Here is a 15,986-nt window from a genome sequence, read left to right as displayed (position 1 = left end):
AGTTTCCTCCCTTAATTTACTAATAATCCTATTTTTAACATAAATAATCCAACTCCATATATCATTGGAAAAGCTACTATACTTCTTAAGAAAAATATCTTCATTACATCAAAAAAATTAAATCCTATTTTTGAATTCATAAGAATAATTCCAGTTTCACTAAAGTATATTAGCTGGGAAAAAGTAAGACCTCCAATTACAAATCTAGCTAATTCACTTGGACAATCTTTAATAAATACAGCTGGCAACCACATATCCGTAATTCCTATTATCATAGATGGTGCCATGTACTGAGCTATCTCTCTTTCAAACCCTATAAATTCTAAAAATGGCACCATAGGTGCTGTTATCACTTGGAAAACCGTTGTTTTCTCTGCAAGAACCAATCCTATTGTTCCTATTAACATTATAACAGGAGTAAAAGTTACATATATTGTTAAAACTTTTAAGAATGAATCTTTTAAAACCTTTGTAGCTTTTGTTCTTCCTGCCACATCTGAAGCCAATCTCAAAGCGTAACTCATACTTGTATCTCTTTCGTTTGGAGCTTCTCCCTCTTTATAATAACTATCTTTAAATTTTTTTAAAGGAAGTCTTGAAATTACAACTCCCGTTAAAATTGTACAAACTACAATAGAACCATAAAAATATCCAAATATATGTGATAATCTCAGTAAATCTGCCATCATTATAGCAAAGGAAATCCCAACTAAAGAGAAAGATGTAGCTATTATCGCCGCCTCTTTTTGAGTATAATACCCTTTTTCATACTGTTGATCTGTAACTACAATTCCAATAGTTCCATCTCCTACAAAAGATGCCAAAGCATCTATTGCTGCATATCCAGGTACTCTAAATAGCTTTCTCATATAAGGAGCTATTAAAGTTCCAATGAATTCAACTAATCCAAAGGATGTAAGCAGAGGTATTAACATAACTTCAAGTAAAAAAGTTACCAAAATAGTCGGAAGTAATTCATCAATCATCATTAAACCAGTTCCTTCATCTGCAATTACACTACCTATTACATTGGGTAAAAAATTATATGCTATTAAAATTAGAGACAGTGCTCCAATTATTCTAACCACTGATACAAATTTACTACTTATAAAAAATTCATCTAAAACTCTATCATTAAAAGTTTTCTTCTTTATTCCTAAAATAGTTCCAAATATGGTGACTACAGCAAATCCTATCATAAAGGATTTAACTACTCCTACATATCCATTAACTATATAACTTTTTATGTGCCCTAAAAGCATTGCTGATTCCCCTCCAATTACAATTGGAACTAGAAAAAGCCAGATTCCCATAAAAGAATAAAATCCGAATTTAAAAGTATTGATTACCACTATCGCCTCCCTATTTTTTAGTCAAAAAAAGAGCGTACAAAAGTACGCTCTCAAAGATAACAAATAACAAAATTCTCGAATATTGTTATGGCAGCGTCACAATATTTATGTTCACAGGATTACAACGTCTTCGCCATCGGCCTTAGGCTCAGTTTGTAAAGGTGAACTAATATTAAAATTTTATAATGCATTATGATGCATTTTCGTTATTTTGTCAATATATTATTTTTTAATTTTTATACTACTTTTAAACTAACTCTAAACCATTTCTTAAATCTGCAATTATATCCTCTATATCTTCAAGTCCTACAGAGATTCTAACTAATCCATCAGTGATTCCAGCACTTAATCTCTCCTCTCTTGTGTATGGTGAGTGAGTCATTGAAGCTGGATGTTGGATAAGTGTTTCTGTATCTCCTAAAGAAACTGCTAAAGAACAAAGTTTTAAGTTATTTAGTAGAGTTCTTCCTGCATCCATTCCACCTTTTAATTCAAAGGCAAAAATTCCACCAAAATCTTTCATCTGTTTACATGCAATCTCATGTCCTGGATGTGTTTTTAATCCTGGATAGAATACTTTTTCAATCTTAGGATGAGTATTTAAAAACTCCGCTACTTTTCTAGCATTAGAACAGTGTCTTTCCATTCTAATCTCTAAAGTCTTCATTCCTCTTATTATATAGTAAGCATCCATTGGGCTAAGTACTGCTCCAGTCATATCCTTTACTCCAACCAGTCTAACTTGAGTTACTAAATCCATTTTACCTACAACAAATCCTGCTATTACATCTCCATGTCCATTTAAATATTTTGTAGCTGAGTGAACAACAACGTCTGCTCCTAGTGTTAAAGGTTTTTGACAATACGGTGTTGCAAATGTATTGTCCACTACAACTAATATATCATCATTGTGTGTGTGAGCTATTTTTGAAACTGCTTCTATATCAACAATTTTCAGATTTGGATTTGCTGGTGTTTCTAAATAAACAACTTTTGTATTATCTTTTAAAGATTTTTTTACAGCTTCTAAATCTGAAGTATCTATAAATTCTACATCTATTCCAAATTTTGTTAATCCATGACTTAATAGTGCAAATGTACATCCATAAAGGGTTTTATCTGCTAAAACATGGTCTCCAGCTTTTAAAACTGTCCACATTACTGAAGCTATTGCTCCCATTCCTGAAGCTGTAGCTAACGCTGCTTCTCCCTCTTCTAATAGAGCTAATTTTTTCTCTACAACTGTCACTGTAGGGTTTCCTAGTCTTGAATAAATATATCCCTCTTCCTCTAAAGCAAATCTTTTTCCCCCTTGCTCAGCTGAATCAAATATAAATGTTGATGTTTGATAGATTGGTGTTGCTAAAGTTCCAAAAGGATTTTTCTCACTTCCACCATGAATCGCTATTGTTCCAAAACCATTTTTCATATTCTTATCCATAATAACTCCTCCCTATGAAACCTATTTTTAACTCAATTATACCTCTTTTATCTCCTAAAGCAAGGTTTCAAAGAAAAAACTGTTATATAACAGTTTTTTAAAAAAATAAAAGCCAGATCTTGCGATCTGACTATTTTAATACATCACTATATAAGAACATTGCTAGATAGAAGTAAATAACTAAAGCTAATGCATCAACAATAGTTGTAACTAGTGGCCCAGCCATTATAGCTGGATCTAACTTTAATTTTTTAGCTCCAATTGGAAGTAATCCTCCAACTAATTTTGCTATCACTACTGTTATACCTAAAGTAAATGATACTAACATTGACATTTTGAAATCTTGCTTTAATATATAATTCATACGTAAAAAGTTTACAGCTCCTAAGCCTAATCCTACAATTAAACTTACTCTTAACTCTTTCCATACAACTTTTAAATAATCACTCATTTTAATCTCTCCCAAAGCCATTCCTCTTATTATAAGAGTTGACGATTGAGAACCAGCATTTCCTCCTGTATCCATAAGCATTGGAATTGCTGCAGCTAAAACTACCATCTGTTCTATTATCTCTTCGTATTTACTAATAATTGATCCTGTGAATGTAGCTGAAACCATTAATACTAAAAGCCATGTTAAACGATTTTTAGCTAAATGTAAAACTGAAGTTTCTAAATACTCCTCCTTACTTGGTGCCATAGCAGCCATTTTCTGGAAGTCCTCTGTATTTTCCTCTTCAATAACATCTACCATATCATCTATGGTAATAATTCCTACTAAGATATTTTCCTTATCAATTACTGGTAAAACTGTTAGATCATACTTTTTAAATAACTTTACAGCTTCCTCTTGATTTGTTGATGTTTTTACAGAAAGTATATTTTTATCCATAATATTTTCTATAATCTCATCATCAGAAGATGCTAAAAGTTTCTTTAAAGTTATCTCTCCCTCAAGCTTTTTATTCTTATCTATAACATAAGCAACATCTATAGTTTCAAGTTCCTCTGCATACTTTCTTATATGCTCAAGACTCTCTTTTACAGTTTGATTACTTCTTAGAGAAAGATACTCTATTGTCATTAAACTTCCTGCTGAATCCTCTTCGTAAGATAAAAATTGATTTATTAAAGATCTGTTTTCATGCTTGTAATTTTCAAGCACCCTTTTCACAACATTTGAAGGCATCTCTTCTAAAAAGTCAATCATATCATCAAAATATAGCTCTTCTAATAATGACTGAAGTTTATCATCATTTATTGAACCTACAATTTTTATTTGCTCATCAGCATCTAAATTTGCAAAAACTTCCGCCGCTAACTCTTTATGTAAAAGTCTAAAAAGAATAATTATATCCTTTTCATTTTCACTGTTAGCTTCAATAAATTCAGCTATATTTATAGGAGTTTCTAAGTTTAGAACCTCCTTTAGACCTTTTAAATCTTTTTTTAGTAGAAGTTCTTTTACTTTTGTTTCAAACATTTTTCCTCCTTGAGTTTTGCAGAGGAAAATTGAAGAAAAATTTCTAGACCTTTCCCCTACAAACTATATATTAAATTGTTTTTATTTTTAGTCCGTTTGGGGTAACTATCCATCTTTTCTCTCCTTTAATTTATTTTTGTTTTTCAACCTTTAAATTATACCTTTTTTATAAAAAAAAGTAAATCTTTTATATTTTTACATAAAAAAAAGCCTTAGAAAATCTTCTAAGGCTTTAAAATATCATTACTTTACAGTTACGATGTTAGATGCTTGAGGTCCTCTTTCACCTTGAACTACGTCAAAAGTTACTTCTTCTCCTTCTACTAACTTCTTGAATCCATCTTTCTTGATTTGAGAGAAGTGTGCGAATACATCTTTCCCGTCCTCACCAGTGATAAATCCAAATCCTTTTTCTTCGTTAAACCATTTAACAGTACCTTTCATTTGATACCTCCATAAAATTATTTTTTATAACTCTACAAATCTTAATCTTTAAATCAGAGGTTAAACAAACTCAAGTTACCTATAGGTTTCTCTTCTAAAAATTTTAAAACTCATATTATTAATCTAGAAATATTATACATGTTTTTTATTAAAAAGTAAAGCTTTTTTATTTAATTTTTTTATTTTTTATTTAACTCTTCAATTGTTACAAACTCAAATCCTTTAGCTTTTAATTGAGGAATTGCAACTTTTAAGGCTTGAGCAGTCTTTCCATAGTCATGTAATAACACTATTCCGTTATCTTTTGAGTTTTCTACTAAAAATTTAGCTATATAATCTGCATCTGATGGCTTTTCCCAATCTTTAGGACAGATATTCCACATAACTGACTCCATCCCTAAACTCTTTTTTAACTCCTCTTTCTGAGTTTTAGTTAATGCTCCATACGGTGGTCTAAAATGTCCTACTTTTTTATTTGTTACTGCTGTTATTATCTTATTTGTACTCTCTAACTCTTTTTTCACATCACTCATTGGTAATTTTTTTAAATTTGGATGATTATATGAATGATTCGCAATTTGATGTCCACCTTCATGGATTTTTTCTAAAATTTTAGGATATCTTTTTCCATTCGTTCCTAAAATAAAAAATGTTGCTTTTGCATCATTTTCATTTAAAACTTCTAAAATCTCCTCTGTTATTTTAGCCTTTGGACCATCATCAAAAGTTAGAGCTATTTTTTTTGTTCCTTGAGCAAAAATAGTTATAGTCATCATACAAATTGCCAATAAATACTTTAATATTTTCATCTTTTTCCCCTCTCATTATTTTTTTCATTTAAATATAACACAATATAATACTTTTGGTATAGATGTTTTCTTTTTATTTTTTAACTAAATAAATCTTTTACTAAAATATCCATCACTTTCTTTTTTTAATTTGGAAATTTATTTTTATTTTTATAAAGGAAAGATGTATCTTTTTTCAAAATAATATATTATAATAATTAAAATTTTAGAAAAAAGGGGGGATTTCTATGAATTATACTCTTTATAAAACTTTTGGTTCTCATTTGAAAAAAAACAATAATGTTGATGGAGTTCTTTTTACACTTTGGGCGCCTAATGCAGTCCAAGTCTCAGTTGTTGGAGATTTTAATGATTGGGATGGAAAAAGAAATTATATGAATAAAGATTTAAAAACTGGAGTTTGGTCTCTTTTTATTCCTAATTTAAAAGAGGGAACAATTTACAAGTATATGATTGCTGATAAAAATCAAAAAATCTTTATGAAAAGTGATCCATTTGCCTTTTATTCTGAAGTTCGTCCCAATACTGCTTCTATAGTTTATGACCCTTTTAAAACTTTTCCATGGGATGATAAAAAATGGTTAGAAAAAAGAGAGAAAGATAATCTTTATAATAAACCTATCAGTATCTACGAATTACACTTAGGTTCTTGGAAAAGAAATTACAATCGTGGAGAAGGACCAGAAGATGGTCGTGAATTTCTTAATTATCGAGAAATAGCTGAAAAACTTGTTCCATATATTTTAGAAACAGGTTTTACTCATATTGAAATTCTTCCTCTTACTGAGCATCCTTTGGATACATCTTGGGGATACCAAGGAGTTGGATATTTCTCTATTACAAGTCGTTATGGAACACCAGAAGATTTTAAATATCTTGTTAATGAATGTCATAAAGCTGGAATTGGAGTTATCTTAGATTGGGTTCCTGGACATTTTTGTAAAGATGCTCATGGTCTATATAGATTTGATGGAACACCTCTTTTTGAATACGAAAACGAAATTTTAGGGGAAAACCCAACTTGGGGAACTGCTAACTTTGATTTTACTAAACCCTTTGTTAGAAACTTTTTATTATCAAGTGCAACATTTTTATTTGAACATTTTCATATTGATGGAATTCGTGCAGATGCAGTCTCAAACCTTTTATACCTTGAGTACGGACGTGAAAAAACAGGTCTAAAAAACTCTCTTGGTGGAGATGCAAAATTAGAAGCCATCGATTTTCTAAGAACACTCAACGAAACAATTTTTAAACTTTATAAAAACCCACTTATGATTGCTGAAGAAGCCACATCTTGGCCTTTAGTTACTGCTCCTACATATAAAGGAGGTCTTGGATTCAACTACAAATGGAATATGGGCTGGATGAATGATATGTTGAAATATATGTCTTATACTCCTTGTGAAAGAGAAAAAAATCATAATCTTTTAACATTCTCTATTATGTATGCCTTTAGTGAAAATTTTATACTTGCCTTATCTCACGATGAAGTAGTTCATGGTAAAAAATCTCTTCTTGATAAAATGAGTGGAGATTACATTCAAAAATTTGATTCTCTTAGAATGTTTTATGGATTCATGTTTGGACATCCAGGAAAAAAACTTCTTTTTATGGGGGGAGAATTTGGACAATTTATTGAATGGAGATACTACGAAGAGTTAGAATGGAAACTTTTAAAATATCCACAACATGATTCTTTAAAAACTTATATTAGTAAACTTAATGAATTTTATAAATCAGAACCAGCTCTTTGGGGTAAAGATTCAACTTCTGATGGTTTTCAATGGGTGAATCATAAAAACTATACCCAAAAACTTATAACTTTTATAAGAAAGGGAGAGAATTTAGAGGATTTTATTTTAGTTGTTTGTAACTTTACTAAAAACGAGTACATAAATCACTCTATTGGTGTTCCAAGGATGTTTGAATATATGGAAGTTTTTAATAGTGATAAAGATATTTTTGGTGGTAGTAACCAAATTAATAGTGAAATTATCAAGCCTATAAATAGAGAATTAGATGATCAACCTTTCTCTATTTCTATAAATATAGCTCCACTTTGTACACTATTTTTAAAACCAATATTAAAAAAAGGGGGAATTTAACTATGAAAAAGAAAATGATAGCTATGATCTTAGCTGGTGGTCAAGGAAGTAGACTAAAAAAACTTACAAAAGATGTAGCAAAACCTGCTGTTCCTTTTGGAGGTAAATATAAAATTATTGATTTTCCACTAAGTAACTGTGTTAACTCTGGAATTGATACAGTTGGAGTTTTAGTTCAATATAAGCCATTTTTGTTGAATAGACATATTGGAGTTGGAAGTCCATGGGATTTGGATGTAGAAGGCGCTGGAGTTAGTATTTTACCTCCGTATTCTACAGAGAGTGAAAATCGTTGGTATAAGGGAACTGCTGATGCTATATTTCAAAATGAAAACTATATTGATATGTATAATCCAGAGTATGTTCTTATCCTATCTGGAGATCATATTTATAAAATGGACTATGATAAAATGTTGGATTTTCATATTGAAACAGAGGCAGCTGCAACTGTAGCTGTTATTGATGTACCTATTGAGGAAGCTTCACGGTTTGGAATTATGAATACAAAGGAAAATAATGAAATCTATGAGTTTGAAGAAAAGCCAAAAGAACCTAAAAGTACTTTAGCAAGTATGGGTATATATATTTTTAATTGGCCTGATCTTAAAAAAGCACTGAAAGAGGATCAACAAGATAAGTATTCAGATAAAGATTTTGGAAAAAATATTATTCCTAAATTTTTAAGAGAAGGACATAAACTAATGGCTTATCCTTTCTCAGGATATTGGAAAGATGTTGGAACTATTGAAAGTCTTTGGGCTGCAAATATGGATTTGTTAGATAGCTCAAACCCTATTGATCTTTTTGACAAAAATTGGAGAATATATTCTCAAGCTACAAATAAACCTGGTCATCTTCTTGAAGAAACTGCTGTTGTTAAAAACTCTATTATTTCAGAAGGGTGTATTATAAAAGGAGAAGTTATTAACTCTGTTATATCATCTGAAGTTTTTGTAGAAGAGGGTGCTAAAGTACATAACAGTGTAATTTTAGCTGGTGCAGTTTTAAAAGAGGGGAGTTTTGTTAATAGAATAATTTTAGGTGAAAATGTTGTTGTTGAAAAAAATGAACATTTTGGTAGAAAGGATGAAATTCTATTTATCAGTGGGGGGGATGAATAATGTTAGCAAAATATACTGGAGTTATTACTTCTTTTGAAAGTAGGGACCTTTTAAAAACTTTAACAGCACACAGAGGAATTGCAACTGTTCCTATTGCAGGAAAATACAGAGCTATTGATTTTCCATTATCATATATGAAAAATGCTGGAATTAGAAATATACATATTCTCACAGGTAAAAATTGTCGCTCTTTAAGAAACCATCTAGATGTTGCTAAATCTTGGGGATTAAATAGAAAAAATGGTGGTCTTACAATACATAATGGAGATGCTGAAAGTGACACTGAACTTCTAGTTGAAAATTTTGATGATCTTTTAAAATCTAAAGATGAGATGATTGTTATCGCACCAACCTATATGATTGCAAATATCGATTTAGATAAAGCTATTGAGTTTCACGAATTATCTGAAGCTGATGTCACTGTTATATATAAAAATATTCCAGAGCCTTCAGAAAATTTTCTTGGATGTGATATTTTAGAATTTAATGAAAAAAATCATTTAACAAGAGCTTGTGCTAATTTTTTACCTAAGAAAAATCAAAACATATCAATGGAAGTATTTTTAATAAAGCGATCTCTATTAATGGCTTTAGTTATGTCTAGACCGCACAATCAAATAGCTTTAAAAGATATTATCTATAGAAGTAAAAATAATCTAAAAATTATGGGATTTGAGCATGAAGAATATCTTTCTTGTTTAAACTCACTAGCAAACTACTTTAGAACTAATATGGATTTAATAAACTCTAAAACTTTAAAAGAGATTTTCTTCAATGAAAATAGACCAATTTTTAGTAAAGTTAAAGATTCTATTCCTACTCATTATTTAAGTGAAGAGATTGTAAAAAATTCTATTATTTCCAATGAATGTTTTATTGAAGGAGCAGTTATTAATAGTGTACTTTCAAGATATGTTAATATTGAAAAAGGTGCTCGAGTAGAAAATTGTATCATTCTTCAAAATTGTACTATAAAAGCTGGTACTCATTTAAAGAATATTATTGTTGATAAAAATGTTGTTTTAGAAGAAACAGAGTTAGAAGGAAACCCTTCATATCCTCTTGTTATTCAGAAAAAATATAAATTTTAACTTTTACAAGGAGGAAGGAAGATGAAAAATATTAATCTGCTTTTTGCCACTTCAGAAGCTGATCCATTTTTAAAAGTTGGAGGTCTTGGAGATGTATCTCACGCTCTCCCAAAAGCATTAAAAAAAGTTGGTGTTAATGCTAAAGTTATACTTCCTAAAAATGGAAATATTCCTAAAAAATTCGTAGAAAAAATGAATTTTTTAGGTTCTTTTACTGTACCTGTTGGTTGGAGAAATCAATATGCTGGTCTTTTTCATTTAGAATATGATGGCGTTGATTTCTATTTTTTAGATAACGAATACTATTTCAAAAGACATATCCCTTATGGCCACTATGATGATGGAGAAATCTTTGCTTTCTTTTGCAGAGGGGTTTTAGAAGCTGTTAAACATATACCTGATTTTTCTCCTGATATTATTCACTGTAATGATTGGCATACTGGAATGATTCCTGTACTTTTAAAGGCTTTTTATAAAGAGGATTCACTTTTAAAAAATACTAAAACAGTTTTTACAATACATAATCTAAAATATCAAGGTGTATTTTCTAAAGATATCTTAGGAGAACTTCTATGTCTTGATTCATCATATTATTCAGAGGATAAACTTAAATTTTATGATGGTGTTTCTTTTATGAAAGGTGGTCTTATATACTCTGATTTAGTTACAACAGTTAGTGAAACTTACGCTAAAGAGATTACATACCCTTTCTATGGAGAAAAATTAAATGGATTAATCATCGAACTTGGAAATAAAGTTCATGGAATTGTAAATGGAATTGATTATACTTTATATGATCCTAGAAAAGATGATAAACTTTATGCTAATTTTGGATTAACTAACTTAAAGAAAAAGGCTGTAAATAAAGTGGAGTTACAAAAAAGATTGGGACTTCCTGTAGATGAAAATATTTTAATGGTAGGATTAGTTTCTCGTTTAGTCAGTCAAAAGGGTCTTGATCTTATAAAATGGGTTATGGATGATATCTTAAACATTAACCTTCAATTTGTCGTTTTAGGAACTGGAGATGTGCAGTACCAAGATCTATTTAACTATTATTCATATATTAATCCTGGGAAGCTTTCATCTAACATAACATTTAGTGATGAATTGGCTAGAAAAATATATGGAGCATGTGATCTGTTTTTAATGCCCTCTCTATTTGAACCATGTGGTATAGGTCAACTTATTGCTATGAGATATGGTACTATTCCTCTAGTTCGGGAAACTGGTGGTTTAAAAGACACTGTTTCTAACTTTAATCCTGATACCTTAGGAGGAACTGGTTTTGTTTTCCAAAATTATAATGCTCATGATATGCTTTTTAAACTTGAATATGCTGCAAAAGTTTTTTATGAAGATAAAAAAGCTTGGACTGCTCTTATGAGATCTTGTATGAAATATAACTCTGATTGGAAGGAGTCAGCTAAAAAATATAAATCGCTATATGGAGGTCTTTTATGAATTTAACTAAAAATCAATTTAAAGAGGATTATATTAAAAGACTTACTCTGACTTTTGCTCAAACGCCCACTGAAGCTTCCCTAGAACATAAATATTTAGCTCTTGGAAAACTTATTAGAGATTATATTTCTGAATCTTGGGCAGAAACTAACAACTACTATACTAAGAAAAAATGTAAACAAATATACTATTTTTCTATGGAATTCTTACTAGGAAGACTTTTAAACTCATATCTTTTAAATCTTAATATTAGAGATGTAGTTAAAGATGGTCTTAGAGATTTAGGGATAGATTTAGATACTCTTTTACAATTAGAGCCTGATCCTGCTCTTGGAAACGGAGGACTTGGAAGACTTGCAGCATGTTTTATGGATTCTCTTGCATCACTTGGGTTTCCTGGACATGGGTGTGGAATTAGATTTAAACACGGTCTTTTTAATCAAAAAATTGTAAATGGATATCAAAAAGAACTTTTAAATAACTGGTTAAAAGAGGATTTTTTATGGGAAATTAAAAAACCTGAAAAAACTGTAACAGTTAAATTTGGTGGAGTTGTAAATTTAGTTAATACTCCCAATGGTATTGAACCTATATACTCTGGTTGTGAAGAGATCGACGCTGTTCCTTATGACATTCCCATCTTAGGTTCTAATATGGAAACTGTTAATACCCTTAGACTTTTTAGTGCTGAACTTCCTGAAGAAGAGATTGATTTAAATGGTCTTCAAAAAGGTGATTATCAAAAATTTATTGATAAAAAGTTTGCTGTTGAAGCTATTTCACAGATTTTATATCCTGATGACTCTAGTTTTCAAGGAAAACTTTTACGTCTAAAGCAAGAGTATTTTTTTGTTAGTGCTGGACTTCAAACTATTTTAAAAAGATATAAAAAACTTAAAGAATCTATTCATAAATTCTCTGATTTTGTAGGAATTCATATCAATGATACACACCCCGCTATAGCTGTTGGTGAACTTATGAGGCTACTTTTAGATGAAGAGGGACTTGATTGGGATAGTGCTTGGGATATAACTGTTAAAACTTTAGCTTATACTAATCACACTATATTAGCTGAAGCTATGGAAAAATGGCCCTATGATATGTTTAAAAAAACTGTTCCTCGAATTCTTATGATTATCGAAGAGATTGATAGAAGATTCTGCGAAGAGGTTAGTAAAAAATATGAAGAGGATTATAGTAAAATTGATTCAATGAGAATAATCTATAATGGTGAGGTTAGAATGGCTAATCTAGCTATAATTGGTTCTCACTCAGTTAATGGAGTTGCTAAAATTCACACTGAAATTCTTAAAAATCGAGAACTTCATAACTTCTATCTTCTTTATCCTGAAAGATTTAACAATAAAACCAATGGTATTACCCATAGAAGATGGTTAAAAAATGCAAATCCTGAACTTTATAAACTAGTTATAGAGAAAAGTGGCCCTGAATGTTTAAATGATACAAATAAATTTATTAACTTTTTAAAATATATAAATGATGATAATGTTTTACAAACATTAGATAAAATAAAATTTAAAAATAAAGAAAAAGTGGTAGATTTTGTTAAAAATAAATATAACATTGATATAAATCCATTTTCAATTTTTGATGTACAAGTTAAAAGACTTCATGGATACAAAAGACAACTACTAAATATTTTTAACATAATCTATCTTTATAATCAACTAAAGGAAAATCCTGAACTTGATATAGTTCCACGTACATTCTTTTTCGGTGCTAAAGCTGCTCCATCTTACTATTTAGCTAAAAATATTATAAAGCTTATAAACTCTGTAGCTAATGTTATAAATAATGACCCTGATATTAGAAATAAAATTAAGGTTGTATTCCTTGAAAACTATGGTGTTTCTATAGCTGAGCTTATAATTCCAGCTGGAGATGTGAGTGAGCAGATTTCAACAGCTTCTAAAGAAGCATCTGGAACTGGAAATATGAAGTTCATGATGAATGGAGCTGTTACTCTAGCTACTCTTGATGGAGCCAACGTAGAAATTTATGATGAAGTTGGAGATAACAATATCGTTATCTTTGGTCTTACTTCTCAAGAGGTTATGGACTTGGAAAAAAATAGAACTTATAACTTTAGAGATATTCTAAACTCTAATCCTGACTTACAAAAGATTCTTAATCAACTTAGTGATGGGACATTCTCTGAAAATAAGGATGAGTTTAAAGATATTTTAAATCATATATATGGAGAAGGAGACCCCTATTTTGTTTTAAAGGATTTCTCTGCTTATGTTGAAGCTCAAAATAAAATCAATACTTTATATGAAAATAGAAGAGGTTGGCTACAAATATGTTTAGTTAATATTGCACATTCTGGAAAATTCTCTTCTGATAATAGTATTAGAAAATATGCTGAGGATATTTGGCATATTAAGGAGGTGAAAAGAGGTGAATAGTCTTTCTTATTCTCTACCTAAAGATTCTATTTTATTTGATTCTCAAGATGAACAATTTAAAACACCTTTTGGAGCTACTCCTTGTGGAGAAAATATAACATTCAATATATTCACTCAAAAAAATATTAACTGTTTAAATATTAGCTTAATCATAAAAAATGGTAAGGAGTTAGAGCTTAAAATGCTTCCTGAAGGTGAAAAAAAAATTGGAGACCACGACTATATTGTCTGGTCTCTTAATTTTACAACTCCATCTTTAGCTAAAACTATTTTTTATCACTTTAAAATAGTCATTGGAAATGATAATACAGTTTTTTATTATGGTAATAACTCTCTAGCTCTTGGTGGAATAGGAGATATCTATGAGAATTTTCCAATTGATTATCAAATTACCCTATACTATAAAAACACTCCTACTCCTAACTGGTTTAAAGAAAGTATTGCCTATCAAATTTTTCCAGATAGATTTAAAAATGGAAATAAAGATGGTAAAGTTAACGAACCCAAAGCTAATAGTTTTTTATATGGAAGATGGTCTGATATTCCAATGTATATAAAAAATAGTAAAAATGAAATAGCTCGTTGGGACTTTTTTGGAGGTAACTTAAAAGGGATTACTGAAAAAATTAACTATCTTAAAGGTTTAAATGTTGGAACCCTATATTTAAATCCTATTTTTGAAGCAACTAGTAACCATCGTTATGATACTAATAACTATCATAATATCGACCCTGTTTTAGGTACATATAAAGACTTTAAAAATATGGTTAAAGAGTGTAAAAAAAGAGGAATATATACAATTTTAGATGGTGTTTTTAATCATACAGGAAAGGATAGTATATATTTTAAAGAAGCATCTACTAATAAATCTTCTCCTTTCTATCCATGGTATAGATTTCAAAATTACCCCTATGATTATGATTGTTGGTGGGGAATTAAGGATTTACCTTGTGTAAACGAGTTAGAACCTAGCTTTTTTAAATACATTGTTGAAGGTGAAAATAGTGTTATTAACCATTGGATGAAGACTGGTATTAAAGGGTGGAGACTTGATGTAGCTGATGAACTTCCAAGCTTCTTTATTGAAAGTTTAAAATATAAATGTAAAAATATCGATTCTGAATCTATTATTATTGGAGAAGTTTGGGAAGATGCCAGTAATAAGGTAAGTTATGGGCAACGAAGAGAGTATTTTAATGGTAAACAACTAGACTCTGCTATGAATTATCCTCTTAGAACATATCTTTTGAATTTCTATAATGGTTCTATTGATAGTGAAACTCTTTGTAAATATATGAATTCTTTAAGAGAAAACTATCCTAAAGAGAACTATTTTGCATCTTTTAATCTTTTAGGAAGCCATGATGTAAAAAGAATAAAAACTTCAGTTAAAGATATAGTAAAAGATTTTAATCTTGAGCCTCAATATTTAGAGCCTGCAACTACTAGAGTTTTAAAATCTTTAAGTTTAATTCAATTTACTCTTCCTGGAGTTCCTGTTATCTATTATGGAGACGAAGTTGGAGTAGAAGGTGGTAAAGATCCTGATAATCGAAGAACATATCCTTGGGGGAAGGAGGACCAAAATCTTTTAAATTGGTATAAAAAAATATCTTTTTTAAGATCTAGTTCTAAAGTGTTAAAAAAAGGTGAAATTAAATTTTTTTCACCCCATCCTGATGTATTTGCCTACATAAGATTTTTCCCCAATGAGAGAGACTTTATAGGAGTTCTTACAAATAGAAATCCAAATAAATCAAAAATTTTTAAAATTAATTTGAAGGAATTTCTGGGGAAATTTAGTAATAATATAGCGACTGACATATATCGTTGGAATGACCCCCTAATCGTTCCAATAGATTCATCTACTAATTTCCCAATAAAAATCCCCCCACTAAAGACACTTTTATTTAGTAGTAAAAGTGTCTAAGAAAAGCTGAGCACTCCCCCCTGCTCAGCTTTTTTCCTAAGGGTACTTGTGAGTGTTTTCTCATAAGCACTTTTAGGAAAAATATTTTTATAAAAAAGTATTTGACAATTTTATTTTCATAGTTTATAATCAATCAAACTTTAGTAGTTTAAGAATTTTTTAAAGGAGGTCAGGTCATGTTATTTAGAAATGATAGGAATAGGGTACAAAATAATAAAAACTCTATATTCTATTATATTCTTAGTAATTTTTGATGCTGACCATCCATTTTTATTTTTATAACTATGGATTACTTTCGCAAAATTATTTACCCT

The 15,986-nt window shown here is 29.8% G+C and carries 11 protein-coding genes; 6 read left to right on the top strand and 5 right to left on the bottom strand.

All coding sequences use genetic code 11. The annotated features are described in order from the left end of the window. Positions 1–11: 11 nt before the first annotated feature. From MKD34_RS00500 to MKD34_RS00480, 5 genes are all read right to left on the bottom strand, one after another. Positions 12–1,352, bottom strand: a complete 1,341-nt coding sequence (locus MKD34_RS00500; protein ID WP_240219197.1) for a YjiH family protein — start codon at positions 1,350–1,352, stop codon at positions 12–14. Between the two features lie 247 nt (positions 1,353–1,599). Next, positions 1,600–2,793 carry a methionine gamma-lyase gene (megL, locus tag MKD34_RS00495; RefSeq protein ID WP_240219196.1) on the bottom strand — a complete coding sequence of 398 codons (1,194 nt, stop codon included), beginning with the start codon at positions 2,791–2,793 and terminating at the stop codon, positions 1,600–1,602. 130 nt (positions 2,794–2,923) lie between these two features. After that, the gene (gene mgtE, locus MKD34_RS00490; RefSeq protein WP_240219195.1) at positions 2,924–4,276 is read right to left on the bottom strand and encodes a magnesium transporter; all 1,353 of its coding nucleotides are present in this window, start codon (positions 4,274–4,276) and stop codon (positions 2,924–2,926) included. Between the two features lie 243 nt (positions 4,277–4,519). Then, positions 4,520–4,720 (bottom strand): cold-shock protein, encoded by a 201-nt coding sequence (locus MKD34_RS00485; RefSeq protein WP_023052090.1) that lies wholly within the window; start codon positions 4,718–4,720, stop codon positions 4,520–4,522. Between the two features lie 179 nt (positions 4,721–4,899). After that, positions 4,900–5,529 (bottom strand): polysaccharide deacetylase family protein, encoded by a 630-nt coding sequence (locus MKD34_RS00480; protein ID WP_240219194.1) that lies wholly within the window; start codon positions 5,527–5,529, stop codon positions 4,900–4,902. 227 nt (positions 5,530–5,756) lie between these two features. Here MKD34_RS00480 and glgB point away from each other — a divergent pair, with 227 nt between their 5' ends. Genes glgB through MKD34_RS00450 form a run of 6 tightly spaced genes read left to right on the top strand, consistent with a single transcriptional unit; the run spans position 5,757 to position 15,672 of the window. After that, positions 5,757–7,637, top strand: a complete 1,881-nt coding sequence (glgB, locus tag MKD34_RS00475; RefSeq protein WP_240219193.1) for a 1,4-alpha-glucan branching protein GlgB — start codon at positions 5,757–5,759, stop codon at positions 7,635–7,637. 2 nt (positions 7,638–7,639) lie between these two features. Continuing rightward, positions 7,640–8,758, top strand: a complete 1,119-nt coding sequence (locus MKD34_RS00470) for a glucose-1-phosphate adenylyltransferase (RefSeq protein WP_240219192.1) — start codon at positions 7,640–7,642, stop codon at positions 8,756–8,758. Continuing rightward, on the top strand, positions 8,758–9,849 hold the full coding sequence (gene glgD, locus MKD34_RS00465; RefSeq protein WP_240219191.1) for a glucose-1-phosphate adenylyltransferase subunit GlgD: 1,092 nt from the start codon (positions 8,758–8,760) through the stop codon (positions 9,847–9,849). The genes MKD34_RS00470 and glgD overlap by 1 nt, the downstream gene beginning before the upstream one ends. Before the next feature lie 21 nt (positions 9,850–9,870). Next, entirely contained in the window at positions 9,871–11,313 is a 1,443-nt protein-coding gene (gene glgA, locus MKD34_RS00460; RefSeq protein WP_240219190.1) for a glycogen synthase GlgA, read from the top strand. After that, positions 11,310–13,742: a glycogen/starch/alpha-glucan phosphorylase gene (locus MKD34_RS00455; RefSeq protein WP_240219189.1), complete on the top strand. Its 2,433-nt coding sequence runs from the start codon at positions 11,310–11,312 to the stop codon at positions 13,740–13,742. Before glgA ends, MKD34_RS00455 begins: the two co-directional genes overlap by 4 nt. After that, on the top strand, positions 13,735–15,672 hold the full coding sequence (locus tag MKD34_RS00450; RefSeq protein WP_240219188.1) for a glycoside hydrolase family 13 protein: 1,938 nt from the start codon (positions 13,735–13,737) through the stop codon (positions 15,670–15,672). The genes MKD34_RS00455 and MKD34_RS00450 overlap by 8 nt, the downstream gene beginning before the upstream one ends. Positions 15,673–15,986: the final 314 nt, after the last annotated feature.

Source organism: Cetobacterium somerae (genome assembly GCF_022430525.1).
Taxonomy (GTDB): domain Bacteria; phylum Fusobacteriota; class Fusobacteriia; order Fusobacteriales; family Fusobacteriaceae; genus Cetobacterium_A.
This window is presented reverse-complemented; position numbering and strand designations above follow the sequence as displayed.